Origin of the sequence: Pedobacter psychrotolerans, assembly GCF_004340665.1 — a bacterium.
Classification (GTDB): domain Bacteria; phylum Bacteroidota; class Bacteroidia; order Sphingobacteriales; family Sphingobacteriaceae; genus Pedobacter; species Pedobacter psychrotolerans.
Genome location: NZ_SLWO01000010.1, coordinates 40046 through 57119 on the forward strand (window position 1 = coordinate 40046; position 17074 = coordinate 57119).

At 37.5% G+C, this 17074-nt stretch carries 17 protein-coding genes and 1 riboswitch; of the genes, 6 read left to right on the forward strand and 11 right to left on the reverse strand.

Annotated elements, in window-relative coordinates:
• The first annotated feature begins 8 nt into the window (after positions 1 to 8).
• On the forward strand, positions 9 to 1208 hold the full coding sequence (locus tag EV200_RS20260) for a DUF1501 domain-containing protein (protein ID WP_132536025.1): 1200 nt from the start codon (positions 9 to 11) through the stop codon (positions 1206 to 1208).
• A gap of 284 nt (positions 1209 to 1492) precedes the next feature.
• Here EV200_RS20260 and EV200_RS20265 read toward each other — a convergent pair whose 3' ends face one another.
• Entirely contained in the window at positions 1493 to 1837 is a 345-nt protein-coding gene (locus EV200_RS20265; protein WP_132536027.1) for a hypothetical protein, read from the reverse strand.
• A 121-nt stretch (positions 1838 to 1958) separates the two neighbouring features.
• Between EV200_RS20265 and EV200_RS20270 the strand changes: the two genes are divergently transcribed.
• Positions 1959 to 2327, forward strand: a complete 369-nt coding sequence (locus tag EV200_RS20270; RefSeq protein ID WP_132536029.1) for a YccF domain-containing protein — start codon at positions 1959 to 1961, stop codon at positions 2325 to 2327.
• A gap of 51 nt (positions 2328 to 2378) precedes the next feature.
• On the opposite strand, the gene EV200_RS20275 is transcribed toward EV200_RS20270, so the two are convergent.
• On the reverse strand, positions 2379 to 3353 hold the full coding sequence (locus tag EV200_RS20275) for an App1 family protein (protein ID WP_132536031.1): 975 nt from the start codon (positions 3351 to 3353) through the stop codon (positions 2379 to 2381).
• 59 nt (positions 3354 to 3412) lie between these two features.
• On the opposite strand from EV200_RS20275, the gene EV200_RS20280 reads away from it, so the two are divergent.
• Positions 3413 to 4267, forward strand: coding sequence for a diacylglycerol/lipid kinase family protein (locus EV200_RS20280; RefSeq protein ID WP_132536033.1), 855 nt, complete (start codon positions 3413 to 3415; stop codon positions 4265 to 4267).
• Positions 4268 to 4612: 345 nt separating this feature from the next.
• On the opposite strand, the gene EV200_RS20285 is transcribed toward EV200_RS20280, so the two are convergent.
• From EV200_RS20285 to hflX, 5 genes are all read right to left on the reverse strand, one after another.
• Positions 4613 to 5002 (reverse strand): hypothetical protein, encoded by a 390-nt coding sequence (locus EV200_RS20285; RefSeq protein WP_132536035.1) that lies wholly within the window; start codon positions 5000 to 5002, stop codon positions 4613 to 4615.
• Positions 5003 to 5656 (reverse strand): TonB family protein, encoded by a 654-nt coding sequence (locus EV200_RS20290; protein ID WP_132536037.1) that lies wholly within the window; start codon positions 5654 to 5656, stop codon positions 5003 to 5005.
• A 43-nt stretch (positions 5657 to 5699) separates the two neighbouring features.
• Positions 5700 to 6395 (reverse strand): peptidoglycan DD-metalloendopeptidase family protein, encoded by a 696-nt coding sequence (locus tag EV200_RS20295; RefSeq protein WP_132536039.1) that lies wholly within the window; start codon positions 6393 to 6395, stop codon positions 5700 to 5702.
• A gap of 175 nt (positions 6396 to 6570) precedes the next feature.
• Positions 6571 to 6948, reverse strand: a complete 378-nt coding sequence (rbfA, locus tag EV200_RS20300; protein WP_132536041.1) for a 30S ribosome-binding factor RbfA — start codon at positions 6946 to 6948, stop codon at positions 6571 to 6573.
• A gap of 11 nt (positions 6949 to 6959) precedes the next feature.
• Positions 6960 to 8147, reverse strand: coding sequence for a GTPase HflX (hflX, locus tag EV200_RS20305; protein WP_029282410.1), 1188 nt, complete (start codon positions 8145 to 8147; stop codon positions 6960 to 6962).
• 273 nt (positions 8148 to 8420) lie between these two features.
• Between hflX and radA the strand changes: the two genes are divergently transcribed.
• Both radA and EV200_RS20315 read left to right on the forward strand, forming a co-directional pair.
• Positions 8421 to 9797, forward strand: a complete 1377-nt coding sequence (radA, locus tag EV200_RS20310; protein ID WP_132536043.1) for a DNA repair protein RadA — start codon at positions 8421 to 8423, stop codon at positions 9795 to 9797.
• A gap of 340 nt (positions 9798 to 10137) precedes the next feature.
• On the forward strand, positions 10138 to 10602 hold the full coding sequence (locus tag EV200_RS20315; RefSeq protein ID WP_132536045.1) for a DUF4920 domain-containing protein: 465 nt from the start codon (positions 10138 to 10140) through the stop codon (positions 10600 to 10602).
• A gap of 96 nt (positions 10603 to 10698) precedes the next feature.
• On the opposite strand, the gene EV200_RS20320 is transcribed toward EV200_RS20315, so the two are convergent.
• On the reverse strand, positions 10699 to 11763 hold the full coding sequence (locus tag EV200_RS20320) for a branched-chain amino acid aminotransferase (RefSeq protein WP_132536047.1): 1065 nt from the start codon (positions 11761 to 11763) through the stop codon (positions 10699 to 10701).
• 145 nt (positions 11764 to 11908) lie between these two features.
• On the reverse strand, positions 11909 to 12874 hold the full coding sequence (locus EV200_RS20325) for a tryptophan 2,3-dioxygenase family protein (protein WP_132536049.1): 966 nt from the start codon (positions 12872 to 12874) through the stop codon (positions 11909 to 11911).
• A gap of 64 nt (positions 12875 to 12938) precedes the next feature.
• Positions 12939 to 13001, forward strand: a riboswitch (Fluoride riboswitch).
• Positions 13002 to 13017: 16 nt separating this feature from the next.
• Between EV200_RS20325 and EV200_RS20330 the strand changes: the two genes are divergently transcribed.
• Positions 13018 to 14307 (forward strand): voltage-gated chloride channel family protein, encoded by a 1290-nt coding sequence (locus tag EV200_RS20330; protein ID WP_132536051.1) that lies wholly within the window; start codon positions 13018 to 13020, stop codon positions 14305 to 14307.
• A 474-nt stretch (positions 14308 to 14781) separates the two neighbouring features.
• Here EV200_RS20330 and EV200_RS20335 read toward each other — a convergent pair whose 3' ends face one another.
• Both EV200_RS20335 and EV200_RS20340 read right to left on the reverse strand, forming a co-directional pair.
• Entirely contained in the window at positions 14782 to 16083 is a 1302-nt protein-coding gene (locus EV200_RS20335; protein ID WP_132536053.1) for an HAD-IB family phosphatase, read from the reverse strand.
• Positions 16083 to 17045, reverse strand: a complete 963-nt coding sequence (locus EV200_RS20340; RefSeq protein WP_132536055.1) for an NAD-dependent epimerase/dehydratase family protein — start codon at positions 17043 to 17045, stop codon at positions 16083 to 16085. The genes EV200_RS20335 and EV200_RS20340 overlap by 1 nt, the downstream gene beginning before the upstream one ends.
• Between the last annotated feature and the right edge of the window lie 29 nt (positions 17046 to 17074).

Below are 17074 nucleotides of genomic sequence, written 5' to 3' on the forward strand. Positions count from 1 at the left end.
CCAAGGAAATGAACAGAAGAAATTTTTTAAGAAATACAGGTTTTGTTGCCGCAGGCTCCCTATTTGTTCCAGCATTTATGAAACCCTTCGAGGCTATGGCGCTTGATGAGCTGAGCCTTTATAAAAACCTGGTAGTGGTACAACTTTCTGGTGGCAATGATGGTTTGAACACCGTAGTCCCTTTTGGAAATGACCTCTATTATCAGAAAAGAAAAAGTATTGCTATTAAGCCAGAGGATGTAATCAAACTTAACGATATGCAAGGGCTAAACCCCAACATGGCGGCCTTACAAGAAATTTATGATCAAGGCTGGATGACTATTATCAATGATGTCGGTTATCCAAATCCGGATCGTTCACACTTCCGCTCTATGGATATCTGGCAAACTGGTAGCGACAGCAATCAGTTCTTGTCAACCGGATGGATTGGTCGTTACCTGGACAGCAACTGCCAGACTTGCAAATTTCCATACACAGCTATTGAAGTTGATGATTCATTATCCCTGGCCATGAAAGGTCAAACAAAAAAAGGAATTGCACTGAAAGATCCGGCAGCGCTTTTCCGTAACACCAATAACCCTTTTTTTAAAGCGGTGCTGCAAAATGACCAGGAACATTTAGATGAAGATAATTTAGGCTATTTGTATAAAACCATGATAGAGACGCAGTCATCGGCCAGCTACATTCAAAATACTTCTAAAATCTATCAGTCTAAATTTACTTATCCATCAAGCGGCTTTGCCAACCAGCTTAAAACGGTTTCTAAATTCATTTCTTCAGGTTTAAAAACCCGGGTTTATTATGTCTCGCTTAGCGGTTTCGACACTCATGTGAATCAAATTGGCCAGCAAGGTAATTTACTAAAGCAGTACAGCGAAGGGATGGCTGCTTTTATAAAAGATCTTAAAAGCAATAATAAACTGGATGATACGCTGGTTGTTACTTTTTCAGAATTTGGTCGGCGTGTGGAACAGAATGCAAGCAGTGGTACTGATCATGGTACGGCGAACAATATGTTTGTATTTGGTGGCCGCCTTAAAAAGCAAGGTATTTTTAATGCTGCACCTAACTTAAGCGATTTAGATAGCGGCGATTTAAAATATCAACTTGACTTTCGTCAGGTTTATGGTACTATCTTAGACAAGTGGCTGGATGTAAATAATGGAGATATTTTAAATAAAAAATTCAATACGCTGGATTTTATTTAATTTTTCACTTATCAGTTGGTATAACACCATAACTGTTCGGAAGATTATGATTTGTCAATTGAAAACTGTTATTGAATGGTTAACCACCCCCTGCCCCTCCTAAATTAAGAGGCGAGTTCCCCTCATAGCTATATAATGTAAACTACAATTAATCTTCCAATTGAGGTATAAAACCGACCGAAATAAAGATAGTTAGATTTTCACCAGGATAAAGTTTGAGTATTATGTTATCGGTTGGTGAAGGCACCAACCGATAACATAATCTTTTCCTATAGAGTGAAATACTATTTCCTTTTCAATAAATATACGGCACTATTATTTTCACCTTCTGTGAAAACCTGAAAAAGTTCGTAACCATAAGATTTCGATTTATTCACAAAATCTAATGCAGAAGTAAATTCCATTTTCTTTCCATTATCATCTTTAATGTAAGTATTGTTATAATCATCTGCAGGCTGCCCATATTCTACAGAAACAAAAAACTTCTCAGAAAATACTTTCTCAATCTGCCTGACTTGAATATATGTTGCAGTAATTTCGCTTAACTTAACTCCATTTACGGTTTGTGCTTTAACATTGGATAGCGCAAAGCCAGCCATCAGTGTGGCTAAAATCATTACTTTTTTCATAACCTTTTTTCTTTTGTGTGTGGCCTTAAATTAAACACAATCAAATAATAAAAAAAGCAGAATCAACTGGCAAAATGTAACATTTATATCGCAAAATAATCTTAACTAAAAAAAATAGAAAATGAACTTTTTAGGCAATATCATCTGGGTTGTTTTTGGCGGGCTTTTTATCTTCTTCGAATATATTATCGGAGGGTTAATCCTTTGCCTAACCATAGTTGGCATTCCATTTGGGATTCAATGCTTCAAATTTGCTATTGTTGGCCTGGCTCCTTTTGGCGTTAAAATCACTGATACTTCCTCCAATACTGGCTGCTTATCAACCATTATGAATATACTCTGGTTAGTGTGTGGCGGATTTTGGATTGCCTTAACCCATTTGTTTTTCGGAATCTTATTCTGTATTACTATCGTAGGCATTCCTTTTGGTAGGCAACACTTCAAACTAATGAACCTGGCTTTTACACCATTTGGAAAATCAATTTCTTAAATGCCTTTTCATAGAAAAATAAAAACTGATCGGAAGATAAATCACTCGAAATTATTGAATAAGGCCAATTGATTTGGAATGCTCAATGGCCTCATCGCTGGTTTTAAATAAACAAGTATGTACATCCTGTGCCTGAATCCTTTGCATTAATACTTCCGTATCCATTGCTCGTTCAGGCCTGATATTCCGGATATAAACAGCCTCAATATTGTTGGGATATCTTTCCACAATTTGGGTATAAATTTCAGGATCATGCTGTGAGTTGTCGCCAAAGAAAATGAATTTCTGATTTGGAAATGCATTAAGAATCCGCATCACCCTTAGCAGTTTCCCTTCATGACCTGTTTTCCCGGTTTTAATTAAATCGCGCCATCGCTTTAAGGTATTGAGTAAAAAAGCACCATCAGGCAGTTGATTAAAGCGAAAGGTTTCTACCAGGTAATCGTACAGATTCCATTCACTGCTGCTAACATAAAAAAAAGGATTTGGCTGATTCTTGTCTGTATGCGATAAAGCCAGTTGTTGGTAATGGCTTGCCGCATCAGGAAATGTTTTCCTAGTATGCGGATTTTTAATAAAAAGTTCCCGAAGCCGTCTGCCAATGGTTGCAGAATGAGAGATCATTACTGTATCATCCACATCAGAAATAAATGCATACTGCGTAATGTGCGGCACATAGACCTTCCCCTCACAAGCATTTAAAACATTATCATGCTCATCAACAGCCTCCACATTAACAGTATGCCAGCCCGCTTTAACATCTTCAACAGCCTCCCATTCAAATTTAAAAAAGCCATCCTGTTCAGTTTTCTGATAAACAGTTTGTCCAAAGAATTGCAATCTCACTCTTACCAATGGATAAGGTTTTAATATAAAAAGCTTTAAAAGATGGACGATGTTTACAAAAATATTATTGCTGTAAACCTGTTTGCTTTTCGCTTTACGCTTAAATACATGGCCATAAACAACAAGGTTATGCTTATGCCCATAACCATGATATACCTTTACACTTACAGATTTATTCATTGATATTAAAACAGAGTTTAACAAAAGTTGTTTGTGTTGTAAGCCACTAGGTTAAGCACATGAAATTACTATTTATTATAAATCCAGGTTCTGGTAGCCACGATCTCAATTTAAAGGAAGTAATTTCTTCACATTTTTCTTCAAAAGATGTCATCATCGAATTATTTGAGCTCCCTAAAGACTGCTCATTGGAAAAAATTAAAGAAAAAATTGATCAGGAGAAGGCAGACCGGGTGGTGGCTGTTGGTGGAGACGGAACCTTAAAACTGGTGGCAGAATGCTTGCTAAATACAGATATTCCAATAGGAATTATCCCTGCAGGATCTGCAAATGGAATGGCTAAAGAATTGGGTATTCCAACAGATATAGAACTGGCACTTGATTTAGTTGTAAGCGGAAACCCTAATAAAATTCATGCGGTTAAAATTAACGATCAGCTTTGTATCCACCTGTCAGACTTAGGTTTTAATGCTTATCTGGTTAAGAAATTCGATGCAATGCCCGAACGTGGTATGTGGGGTTACGCTAAAGCTACCTGGCATGCGTTATGGAACCATAAACGCATGCAAATTGAATTGAACATCAAGGGGGAAACTATTAAATCTGCCGCAGCAATGGTGGCGATTGCCAATGCAACGATGTATGGTACAGGGCTGAAAATAAATCCTGACGGAAAACTGAATGACGAATTATTTGAGATTGTTGTGGTTAAAGATTATTCCTATCTGGAAATTCTAAAAATCTGGCTGACTAAACTTCCATTTAATCCGAAAAAAATAGAGGTTTTTCAAACTTCAGAAGTGAAAATATTTTCAAAGCACAAAGCACATTTCCAGGTAGATGGAGAATATATTGGTAAAGTAAATGAAGTCAGTGCTAAAATTTTACCTGCCTCGGTAACCGTGATTATATAACCGGAGCTATTGAGAAGAATGAATCATGGACATGTTAATCACTAATTACATATTTCTTTTTATGGACAAAGAAACATTTTTAGCAACTAAAAAGGTTCAGTGTTAGAATTGAAGGTAGTAGTTAAAATGTGGAGATTCTTCGCTACGCTCTGAATGACAATGAGGTGTAAAAATAGAGATCTGTATATTATAATGGTACTAAGTCAAGTTTAGCAAGATGACTGTTCATATCACGTTGGGTGAACGAAAGGCGGATTCATTATACTAAAATAAACAGTTGATCTGCGAAATCCCTGTAATCTGCGGGAAACAATTCTTAGTAATTTAAGCTATACGCACTACACTTTAAAAATACCTTCTATGGATCTGAATAGTAAAATACAGTCTAAAGAACTCTGCAATAAAACAAACCCGAAAAAGAACGTTAAACCAGGCTTCACTTAGATTCATTAATTCCGGTAAATAAGTAATGAAACCAATAGAAAAAATCCAGATAATTAATCGAAAAGGGAACTGCACATAATAAGCGATAAATCCGAATTTTCGGAATAAAAGCAAACCCATAGTAGAAACAAAAAGCAGCACAAACAAAAATAGCGTTAGCCATACTTTTACCTGCGAAACCAATTGATCTGGAATTTCATTTAAATGCGTGATGATTCCCCAGAACTGTTTAGTCAATAAAATGATGCTGATCATATCCAGAATGGCAAAAAATCGAACTGTATTTTTCATTTATTTACAATATTTCGAAAGATAAGCATCTGCTAAAGTGCTTCCCATATTTCTAACAAAAGAAAAATCCTCACAAGCACCTTGATTATCGCCCTGCTTAATTTTTTTAAGACCAGTTTCTATCATTGAGTTCAGGTACTCATCATCAATGCCCAATTGCTTTTTAATGGCTATAAACTGAGCCTCCTGCCCGGGCTTTGCCTGATCTATATTTTTATAGAAATTGATCACAGAATTGGTTAATGCTTCTTCTGATTGGTAAACCCTAATGGCAGCTTCCATCGCCGATGTGGATCTACCTTCACATTGATATCCTTCCAGCCTAAAATTTACCGGAATAACCACCACAGTTGTGGTATCATAACCGGAAGGTACCTGCCATTTGCCACTGCTTAGCCGCACTAGCCTAAGGGCTTCATCATCCAGATCTGTCAAAATACCTTTCGTAATTTTGGAAAAGTAAATTTTGCCCTGCTCATTTAATTTAAAGCTAACCTTAACCGTTCCTTGAATACAGTTTGCTTTAGAAAAAGATGGATAGATGGTATTCTGTTTTAAAAAATCAGCAATGCTCCCCTTTCCAGCTTGGAACTGAACTTGTGCAGATACACATGCACTGACAAAAATAAAGCAAATGGTAATAAGCACTTTCATATTAATTTACGTAAAAAATAACTTCAGCGATTAAGTCTTTACATTATTGGGCATTTTTCAAATGAAGTGACAATATGATATTCGGATCAGGGCAGTTTTCCAGGTATTGATCTCGTTGGCTAAACTTACATACACCCGCATAATCTCCCTTTAAATTACCCATATTCAGAATAACCTGAAAGTGTAAATGTGGCGGCCAGTTCCCATTCTCTTCCTTCGTCCCCAATGTAGCAAATTTTGCTTTGGCGGGAATAAAATCACCTTCCTTTAACCCGTTTAAAGACTCCAGACTTAAATGCCCGTACAGCACATGAAATGTAAAACCCTCTATTTCATAATTCAGAATAATGGTTGCGCCATAATCTCCAAAATGATTGTTATTGGCAAAGCTATGAACAGTTGCATCATAGAAATTATAAATAGCAGTTCCTGCCGGACCCCAAATGTCCACACCTAAATGCAATCTTCTTGGCTCTTCTTCTGTATCAAAATGAGCACTTCGCGTATAAATGGTTCGGTGTTCATTATAACCTCCAATTCCGTATCGTGCGTTATGCTTTAAAAGTTTCTGTTCTACCCATTTAGAGAACAAATCAGTATCTGCTAAAGTTTCAGTGGTAAGTTCAGTATTCCCCGCTGTAAAATCCAAGGGCAAAAGCTGATCTGTATTTTCATTAAAATCAACAACCTTTTCTATCAGTGAAGCATTCGCATTAATAACTTGTTCAAAAGTTTTCATTGTATTTAAAATAGATGTATGATGGATCGTAGCTTAGTAAGTAGCTTTATAAAAATGATAAACCGAATGGTATTCAAGCGGCTTTTAAGCACAAATTAAACAAAAAAGAACCCGCAGGTATGTCATCCGTGCGGGTATAAAATCTCTATTCAATCAGCAATTGCTTCATCGTAGATTATTCGGCTTCCTCATCAGGCTGCCTTGGTTCCTTTGCAATTTTTTCAAAAAGATGATCCATGCGCTCAACATATTCATTGGTATCATCAACAAAAAAAGTAAGTTCAGGAACTACCCTTACCTGATGACGGATTCTGGCACCTAATTTATACCGGATCTCACCGGCATGTGCATTAACTGTATTGATGGATAATGTGGTGTTATTGGTATTAAAAAAACTCAGATATACTTTAGCTACGGCTAAATCTGGCGATACCCTTACACGGGTAATGGTTACCAATGTATTGGGCAGAAATGAGCCGCCTTCACGTTGAAAAACCTGTGCCAATTCTTCCTGTAGTACTCCTGCAAATTTTTGCTGACGTTTACTTTCCATATCTTCTGTAATTAATAAAGTAAATTATCATACGGGTATCTTGCAGTATGCGCAGCTTTAACCTTGTCGTACAATAAAGTTTTAAACTCTTCTATATTCTCTTTCTCGGTCGCCGAAATAAATAAAACTGGCGCTTTACCGTGACTCATCCAACTTTTCTTAAAATCTTCCAGACTTAATTTCCCATCGTCATCATCTCCCTCAGTTTCTGGCGATACATAAGCATCAATCTTATTAAAAACCAGGATCATGTCTTTGTCAATTGCACCAATATCTTTTAAAGTTTCATTAACGATATGAATCTGATCTTCAAAATTTGGATGCGAAACATCCACCACATGAATTAAAATATCAGCTTCGCGAACTTCATCCAGAGTAGATTTGAAACACTCAACCAGGTGGTGAGGCAGTTTTCTGATGAAACCAACCGTATCAGATAAAAGAAATGGCAGATTTTCGATCACCACTTTTCGTACTGTAGTATCCAGTGTTGCAAAAAGTTTATTTTCTGCAAACACTTCAGATTTAGACAGCATATTCATGATGGTTGATTTACCCACGTTGGTATAACCCACCAAAGCTACACGAATGAGCTGCCCACGGTTTTTACGCTGCGTTTCATTCTGTTTATCAATTAACCGCAAACGTTCTTTAAGTAAGGAGATTTTATTTAAAATAATCCTTCTATCACTTTCTATCTGTGTTTCACCTGGTCCACGCATCCCAATACCACCTTTTTGGCGTTCAAGGTGAGTCCACATACCTGTTAGCCGAGGTAAAACATATTGCAATTGTGCCAACTCTACTTGTGTTTTAGCCTGGGCAGTCTGGGCTCTGCCAGCAAAAATATCGAGAATCAGATTACTCCGATCCAATACTTTTACGCCAAGTTCGCGATCGATGTTTCGCAATTGAGATGGAGACAATTCATCATCAAATACTACGGTATCAATCTCTTCCGATTTTACATATGCTTTAATTTCTTCCAGTTTACCTGTACCTACAAAAGTAGCACGCTCTGGCTTTAACATCTTTTGTGTGAAATTCTTTTCCACTACGCCACCCGCTGTTTCAACCAAAAAGGCCAACTCATCCAGGTATTCTCTCGTTTGTTCTTCTTTTTCGCCTGGCGTAATTACACCAACCAATATGGCCCGTTCCTGCTTTATCGCAGTATCATAAAATTTTTGTTTTCCCATGTAATATGTGCAAAGATACAAATTTTGCAAACTTGTAATTTCATTTACAACCTATTAGGTGACTGGAATGTTTCCTTTTGAAATGATTTACCTTTTGTCGTACCAAATTGAGCACAGAATCAACATGAAGCAATAAATCATTACTTAAGGTTTACATATGAAATCGAATAAGTATGAATATTCTGGACAAACTCAACAGTTGTTAAATGTTTATAAAAATAAAAGTACAATCAAGCACTAAAGGTTAAATTCGTATCCTAAAACTGAAATCAATTGGCAAAAACAAAAACAGCATATTTCTGTCAGAGTTGTGGTTACGAATCGGCAAAGTGGTTGGGGAAATGTCCATCATGTGGGCAATGGAACACATTTGTGGAAGAAATTATAGAAAAGACTGCCACAGCTGTACCAACCTGGAAAACTGAAACAAGTTCAAGAAAATTAAGCAAGCCCAGTAAGGTTGATGAGATCCAGTCATCTATTGAGAGAAGAATTTTAACCGGGGATAAGGAGCTAGACCGTGTTTTAGGAGGTGGCCTGGTAGAAGGCTCATTGGTATTGATTGGTGGAGAGCCTGGTATTGGTAAATCAACGCTGATGCTACAGTTGGCATTAAACTTAAAAGGGAAAAAACTCTTGTATATTTCTGGTGAGGAAAGCGAGCAACAAATAAAAATGCGTGCTGAGAGGATCAAGGAAAGTCCATCTGCAAATTGCTACATCTTAACTGAAACATCCACGCAGAATATCTTTAAACAAATTGAAATACTGGAACCTGAAATATTGGTAGTAGATTCGATTCAAACCTTACATTCTTCTCACATCGATTCTACGCCGGGAAGTGTGTCACAGGTAAGGGAATGTACGGCAGAACTGCTTCGATTTGCAAAAGAAACCGGAGTTCCTGTTTTCCTGATTGGCCATATTACTAAAGATGGTGCCATCGCCGGACCAAAAATATTGGAACACATGGTTGATACGGTATTACAGTTTGAAGGCGACAGGCATCATGTATATCGCATTTTGAGGTCCATTAAAAACCGTTTCGGGGCAGCTGCTGAACTTGGAATATATGAAATGCAGGGAAGTGGCTTGAGGGAGGTCTCCAATCCATCAGAAATTTTGCTATCTCAACGCGATGAAGAATTAAGTGGTATAGCCATATCTGCTATGCTGGAGGGCGCACGCCCCATGTTAATTGAAACACAGGCCTTGGTTAGCGCCGCCGCTTATGGCACACCGCAACGATCGGCTACTGGTTTTGATACCAAACGAATGAATATGCTTTTGGCCGTATTGGAAAAACGTTGTGGTTTCAGGTTAAGCACACAGGATGTATTCCTCAATATTGCTGGCGGCATTCGAGTGGAAGATCCTGCGATTGATCTGGCAGTGTTAATTGCGATTATTTCTTCCCATCAGGATATTTCCATTTCATCCAAAAATTGTTTTGCGGCAGAAGTAGGCTTATCCGGAGAGATTAGAGCAGTAAACCGGATTGAACAACGTATTGCTGAAGCAGATAAACTGGGGTTTGAAACCATTTACATCTCAAAGTATAACTTAAAAGGAATTGATATTGCTAAATATAATCTGGAAATTAAAGCAGTAAGCAAAATTGAAGAGGTTTTTGAAATGATCTTTGGGTAAATGGATGAGATGATAGGGGAATTCGTTCAACAGATTTTCCCCATTTTGATTATAAAATTCCCCACCATCCATATACCCTCATTTTTGGCACACTCAATAAAATCAATCAAAACGCTATAAATCAAATCATTACAACACAACCTTAGCCTTTTCCCATTTTTGGATTAACGTTTGCCTAAGGTAATATGTTGTACATCATGGGATGTGATCTATAACAATAGGGATGATTTTCCTCGTTAGCGGTAGCTAACGAGGATTTTTTTTGTTCGCATGATTTACCTAAATTTTAGATAACTTTAGATTAGATAAATAACTGGATCAAAACTTTAAATCATAACCAATGAAAAAAATCATCTTAAGTGTATCTTTTTGTCTGTTAGCCATCGCTGGTTTTTCACAAACGGCATACACAGGTCAGAAATTTGGAGAAGAAGTAAAACCCGGAGATGTTAAAACTGCTGCTAAAATGGAAGCGGCAATGGGTAGTAAAACTACTGCTGACATGAAAATTACCGGTAAGGTGGTAGATGTTTGCAAGAAAAAGGGTTGCTGGATGACCTTGGAAATGCCGAATGGTGATCCGATGCGGGTAACCTTTAAAGATTACGCCTTTTTTATGCCAATGGATATTGTAGGTAAGAATGTAGTGCTGGATGGTTTAGCAAAAAAACAAACCATCTCTGTAGAAACTTTACGCCACTACGCAGAAGATGCTAAAAAATCACCTGAAGAAGTAGCTAAAATTACCGACCCTAAAAAAGAGCTGGCCTTCGAAGCTAAAGGCGTGGTCATTCTGGATAAATAATAAAAGCTGAAAGACTAAAGCGAAAAGCAAAAAGCCTAAAAACAAAATACCCCTGATACATATTGTACAAGGGGTATTGTTTTTAAAAATGTTTCCTTATAAAACCCAGTTCCAGCCAAATTCATCTGGCGCTAAGCCATAACGGATATCGTTTAGTTGTTTAGCAATGCCATTTGAAATCGATCTGGTTGATGGATCAGTTAATTGATAAACTTCACCTTTATAACCAATCTGCCCAACATGCGTAACTGTTGCTGCAGTACCTGCAGCAAAAGCTTCCGTTAAACTTCCATTTTGAATCCCTTCGATCACTTCTTTAACCGAAACCCTGCGTTCTTCTACCTCAATACCAGATGCTGTGGCTAATTTGATAATCGTATCACGCGTAACACCATCTAAAACCGTGCTGCGCACAGATGGGGTAACCAATTTACCATTAATTACAAAAATTAAGTTGGCAGTTCCAGCTTCTTCAATATATTCATGAGCGATAGAATCGGTCCAGATTAACTGATCAAAGCCTTCTTTCCGAGCTTGCTCAAAAGGATATAATGAACGGGCATAGTTTCCTGCAGTTTTTGCAAAACCAACGCCACCCTCATCAGCACGTGTAAATTCAGTTTCAATTTTCACCTTTAATGCCGAACTGTAATATGGCCCTGTTGGCGTAGTTAATAAGGCAAATTTATAAGTATCAGAAGCTCTAACGCCTAAATAAGGGTCAGTAGCAAACATTACCGGACGAATATATAAAGCATAATCTTCTTGATTTGGCACCCATTTCTCATCGATCGAAATTAATGACGCCAGGCCCTGCATAAATATTTCTTCAGGAATTGTAGCCATAGACATTCTCTCTGCCGACTTATTAAAACGCTCAAAGTTTTTATTGGCACGAAACACACTGATTTTGCCATCAGGTTGTCTGTAAGCCTTTAAACCTTCAAAAATTGCCTGTCCATAATGAAGCGCAGAAATTGCCGGACTCATTGGAATTGGCCCATATGGAAGAATTTGTAAGTTTTTCCATTCGCCATCTTCGTAATCGGCTGTAAACATGTGATCGGTAAAAACCTTACCGAATGGTAATTGGGAAAAATCAGTTACAGTCAAACGTGTTTGATCTGTTTTCGTGATTCTTATATCTAATGTCTCGGTCATTGTATTTTATTTTTGAATGAGCAAATTTTGAATGATTGAGAGTTCTGCAATTTGAAAATTCAGTCATTTTTTTCGTTCACTCAGTCTGTCATTTAATTTTTGCAAAATAGCAAAAAAACCGCTTTTATAATAGCATTATTTGATATTAATCTTTGCTTTTGAGTGTTTTAAGTACACTTAGTACCCAGCCTTTCCCCCACTCTTCCATTTGATCATTATTCCATAGGAAGGGATAAAAAATCCTTTTCTGAAAACGTGGAGGCAAATATTTCTGCCAGTTGGTTCCTCCGGTTGCAGCCACATCAACAGGGTCTTTTTCCAGGTAACGAACAGCAGATTTATAATGAGATAACGGCCATTCTACGTTAACATACAAATCAAGTTTACGCAGTTCTTCTGCAAGCGCAGAAACATCAGCACCACTCGCTTGTAATTGATGAAATAAGGCTGAAAAGTTAGTTAATGAGCGATCTTTAGCCAATTGCAAAAATTGAGCTGCATATTTTTTAATAAACTGCTTTAGTGTTAATGTTTGTTTTCCGGATGCCAGCTCAGTTGCCCCAAATTTCCAATAAATATATTCAAACTGCTCCTCGATAGTTGCTGTTTTTAATTCTTCTCTTTTACTTTTATCTACTAAACGAATAAAATCTGTAGCACAAATCTCTATCATTCTATATTGCCCTGATTGGAAACCACTTGCGGGTAAAAGCGACATTCGGAATTTTAAGAACTGTTCCTTCTCCATGCCATCCACCATAACTTCAAAAGAAGTGGTTAGCGCATTAAAATAGGCATTTATTCTTTTTACACGTGCTGTAAAAAATGCTACAGTTAAATTTTCATGCTCTGCAATTTGCCTGCATTCGTGCAAGCAGAGTTTAAAATAAAGCTCTGTGATTTGATGATACATGATAAAAATTTCTTCATCAGGAATCGGTGTTTTCGGGCTTTGTAAACTCAATAAAGTATCCAGATGGATATAATCCCAGTAGGTGAGGAAATCAGCATATAGCAATCCATCCAAATAGGAAGCCATATCCTGACCCATGGCTGTATATTTTTGCTGAAGTTGATTTAATTTATCTTTAATCTCAGGTGTAAAGTCCATTGTTTTGGTTTATCCAAACAAAGGTGATAAAGATTTTTGTAGAAATAGCTAAATTTTCTACATTTGGACTGAAGGCGATGGGGTACCGCCAAAACCGCCAAAACAGGCTGATGACTCCTACAATTTTACTAAATTGAATTCAAATGCCTGTTAAAAATTTAATAGCAAGATTTCTGCTATCTATCAATCGTTTTGTAAAACAAGATTTTAGTTTAATATGCGCTAATGCCATTAGGTGGATATTTTATTCCATACTTATTGGTGGAATAGTTGGATCAGCATCGGCTTTATTTTTAGTCACATTAAATTGGGCGACCAATTTGCGTGAGCATCATTTGTGGATGATTGCCTTTTTGCCTTTAGCTGGCTTAGCTATTGGCTTAAGTTATCATTACTGGGGGAAGGCAGTGGTTAAAGGGAATAACCTTTTAATTGAGGAATTACAAAGCCCAAAGCAGGTGATTCCTTTAATTATGGCGCCATTAATTTTTGCCGGAACGATTCTTACCCATTTATTTGGTGGCTCCGCGGGTCGGGAGGGAACGGCGGTGCAAATTGGAGGTGCATTTGCAGATCAGCTGACTCATTTATTTAAGCTGAAACCTAGCGAACGAAAAATCATTCTAATTTGCGGAATAAGTGCTGGTTTTGCTTCTGTTTTTGGAACGCCGATGGCCGGAGCAATTTTCGGATTGGAAGTATTTGTATTGGGGAGTGTAATGTATAGCGCCATTTTACCGTCTTTTATTACAGCAATTATTGCGGACTATGCCTGCAAAGCATGGGGTGTAGACCATACCCACTATTCAATCGTTTCAGTACCAGGAATGAACTTTACCAACCTAATGTTATCGCTTGGATCAGGAATAATTTTCGGATTAGCCGCACGAAGCTTTTCGATGCTTAACCACGCGATATCCGGATTATTTAGCAAGATAAAATATCCGCCCATCAGACCATTCATTGGAGGCGCTATGCTGGTAATCATTATTTTTTTGATCGGGAATACCAGATATATAGGACTTGGCATTCCCGTTATTGTTGAATCGTTCACACAACAAGAACCTTATTATACCTTCGCCATTAAGCTCTTTTTAACAGCACTTACATTAGGTTGTGGTTTTAAAGGTGGTGAAGTAACACCGTTGTTTTTTATCGGAGCAACCTTAGGAAGTTTCTTAAGTCTTTTAATGCCATTACCTGTTGGATTGCTAGCCGGAATGGGGTTCGTTGCTGTCTTTTCTGGCGCTGCAAATACACCGCTGGCTTGTATTTTTATGGGGATAGAATTGTTTGGAATGGAATCAGCGATTTACATTGCTTTAGCCTGCATCGCAGCATACTTCTTTTCTGGTCATGCCGGAATTTACAAATCACAAGCCATTGGCAGCACTAAACTTTGGGGTATTAAAAAACATCAGTTTTTAGGGTAAATAACACTCGTATGTCTTATCGTCATTGCGAACTGAAGGGCGGGGTTTAGTGATAGAGTTAAGCAATCTTTCCTTCTAAATAGAATGCTTCCGCGAAAGGTCGGGCAGGCTGTCGTTCCTCCTTCCAAAGGACGATTTTTTGAATAGATTCCCTATCGCTGAATCGTCTTGCTGACCTGTAGCGCAGCGGAAAGCTACGCAGTAAATTCAGTTCAGCACCTTATCTAAATAAGATCCTGAAACAAGTTCAGGAGGACGAGTCTTTGAAAAGGACGACAAGTGTATCGTCATTGCGAACTGAAAGGTAGGGCTTAGTGATGGAGTGAAGCAATCTCTCTTGTTAAATAGATTAAGCTAATTCAACCACCCCGCCCTTTGGGCACCCCTCCTTAAAAAAAGGAGGGGAGTAGCGATCGCAGTAACCACTTATTAAGGATTTTAGTTGTAAAAAAAGTTAACAGGCGATAACAGAACCTAATACAACACCCTAAACTTGATAGTATGTTCAATCTTTTTCAAAGATTTAAACAGTTGCTTATCATATTGTGCATTGATATCTGTAATGGCATAACCGATTTCCGGGTTTGTCATTAAAAACTGCCCTACAATATTAATATCATGTTTAGCAAAAACGGTATTAATCTGAGCCATAATGCCTGGCACATTTTTATGAATGTGGATTAAACGATGAGATTTATCAATTTTTGGTAACTGCAAATTCGGGAAATTGCTACTTAAATAAGTTGCCCCGGTATTCATAAAATCAGCTACACGCTTAGGGATAAAATCTATATTTCGTGGATTATTTTTAGGATCGTCAAATACTACAATACCTTGTCTGGTACAAACATCAAAATCTAACTTGTTCTTCGCATTACCTAAATAACCAATGGTTTTAAGTTTAACGGCATCTTTCAGTTGCTCTTTTGTTAATTTCTCGCCATTAGCGAGTATAACAATCCCCACATCTTTTACATACTTTTCTTCGAAAGATGTTTTCTGCCGAATAGAAAGTCCATCGTTTTTGAGAATGGCTATTGTTGCCGGGTCAACATCACCAATAACCAGACAAAGAATCCTGTTTTTAGGATATGAAATTGCCCGGGGTAAATCGTTAACATATAAAAACTCATCAAAACTTGGTGTTACATGATCAGCCTTGGCAACAATACTTTCACGGGCAATATTTTCAGTGAAAGCAAAAAACTTATTAATCAATCCACTTTCACGCAACTGAAAATCTGAATAGCCATCACCAATTCCGAATAACATCCCTTCCAGCTTTAAATGCTGAAGCAGCTTCACTTTACCACCTTCTTCACTTAACGGATTGGCATGATCGTAATCAATAATTTTTCCATCACCTGTAGTTACAAAGGTATTGGCGTAGATATTTTCCTTTTTAATATGGTACTGACTTACAACCGGCGTAATAAATTCTTTAAAACCACCTGAAACAATCAGCACATCATCAGCATGCTTTTTAAAAAACTCAGCATTACGAGAAAAAGAAGTAGACACCTTTTTCTTAAGGTGCTTAATCAATAATTTGAGATGCTCTTCATTGGCTTCCAAAAGTTTCACCCTTTGCGCCAGACTTTCAGAAAATGATAATTTGCCTTCCATGGCAAAATTAGTGTAATCCTCTATTTTTTGAAAAATGATCTCTTTATCAGGGTGGTTTTTTAGAGAGATTCTGGCAAGTTCATCTAAAGCTTCTACCTGAGTAAAAGTGCTGTCAAAATCGATAATGTAATACGCTTTTTGTTTAGGCATTATTTTAAATATTGAGTAATTTCTGTGATGATTTGGTTAACAGGTTTAAAATGTATTCCCGTTTGCTCAATCACTTTAGTATTATCATAGTAACTTAATGTTACGCTGCTTGTTGCGGTATCTTTTGTTATGGATGGTTCTTTCCTGGTAAATACTGACACCAGTTTGAGTGCTCGCCAGGCCAGACCGAGCATCCAGGGCTTGGCTTCTCTGGTAGGCGCATTTACTGCAAAACCTTGTGCTATTTGTGTAAATAAATCTTGATAATGCATATTGCCTGAAGAGATAATAAACCTTTCGCCAGTTACTTCAGCTGCCATTAATAAGATCATGGATTGTGCAACATCTTCTACATCAACAAAACCCGATGCCCCATTGGTATAAAAAGGTAAGCCTTCCTTCACCAATTTAAAAATAGCGCCACTCCCTTCGAAACCCGCACTCTTACCCATAATTATTGATGGATTCACGATTACGCCATTAAGACCCTCGTTAATGCCTCTCCAAACTTCCATTTCACCTTCATATTTAGAAAGGCCATAAGCATGAGCTTTTGAATCATACTCCCAAAAATCTCTTTCAGAAATCTGCTTCCCTTTTTTTGCAATCCCTAATGCAGCAATAGAACTTACGTGTAACAGCCGGCAATTATTTTCGATACAAAGGTTTACAATATTCGAAGTACCATCAATATTCACATGAAAGAGTTGCTTTTTATGTTTAGAGTTAAGGGACACAAATGCAGCACAGTGGTAAACCTGGGTAACACCAGAGAAGGCTTCTTCTAACGTAGATGGCTCATTAATATCAGCCATAAACCATTCAATCAGCGCATTATCTTTAATCAAATCTGGTATTTTAGATTTTTCTCTTCTCAAAGCACGAACAGTTAAACCTTGATCAGTTAACTGCTTAATTAATTCAGCGCCTAAAAATCCTGTTCCTCCGGTTACCAGTATCATTTTATTTTTTTCGAGCTATGTGTGGAAAT

Coding starts and splice junctions, on each gene's coding strand:
- EV200_RS20315 (WP_132536045.1), top strand. CDS start 10,138: ATGAAAAAAATCATCTTAAGTGTATCTTTTTGTCTGTTAGCCATCGCT.
- EV200_RS20320 (WP_132536047.1), bottom strand. CDS start 11,763: ATGACCGAGACATTAGATATAAGAATCACGAAAACAGATCAAACACGT.
- EV200_RS20265 (WP_132536027.1), bottom strand. CDS start 1,837: ATGAAAAAAGTAATGATTTTAGCCACACTGATGGCTGGCTTTGCGCTA.
- EV200_RS20260 (WP_132536025.1), top strand. CDS start 9: ATGAACAGAAGAAATTTTTTAAGAAATACAGGTTTTGTTGCCGCAGGC.
- EV200_RS20290 (WP_132536037.1), bottom strand. CDS start 5,656: ATGAAAGTGCTTATTACCATTTGCTTTATTTTTGTCAGTGCATGTGTA.
- EV200_RS20295 (WP_132536039.1), bottom strand. CDS start 6,395: ATGAAAACTTTTGAACAAGTTATTAATGCGAATGCTTCACTGATAGAA.
- EV200_RS20280 (WP_132536033.1), top strand. CDS start 3,413: ATGAAATTACTATTTATTATAAATCCAGGTTCTGGTAGCCACGATCTC.
- rbfA (WP_132536041.1), bottom strand. CDS start 6,948: ATGGAAAGTAAACGTCAGCAAAAATTTGCAGGAGTACTACAGGAAGAA.
- EV200_RS20270 (WP_132536029.1), top strand. CDS start 1,959: ATGAACTTTTTAGGCAATATCATCTGGGTTGTTTTTGGCGGGCTTTTT.
- EV200_RS20330 (WP_132536051.1), top strand. CDS start 13,018: ATGCCTGTTAAAAATTTAATAGCAAGATTTCTGCTATCTATCAATCGT.
- EV200_RS20325 (WP_132536049.1), bottom strand. CDS start 12,874: ATGGACTTTACACCTGAGATTAAAGATAAATTAAATCAACTTCAGCAA.
- EV200_RS20340 (WP_132536055.1), bottom strand. CDS start 17,045: ATGATACTGGTAACCGGAGGAACAGGATTTTTAGGCGCTGAATTAATT.
- EV200_RS20335 (WP_132536053.1), bottom strand. CDS start 16,083: ATGCCTAAACAAAAAGCGTATTACATTATCGATTTTGACAGCACTTTT.
- EV200_RS20275 (WP_132536031.1), bottom strand. CDS start 3,353: ATGAATAAATCTGTAAGTGTAAAGGTATATCATGGTTATGGGCATAAG.
- hflX (WP_029282410.1), bottom strand. CDS start 8,147: ATGGGAAAACAAAAATTTTATGATACTGCGATAAAGCAGGAACGGGCC.
- EV200_RS20285 (WP_132536035.1), bottom strand. CDS start 5,002: ATGAAAAATACAGTTCGATTTTTTGCCATTCTGGATATGATCAGCATC.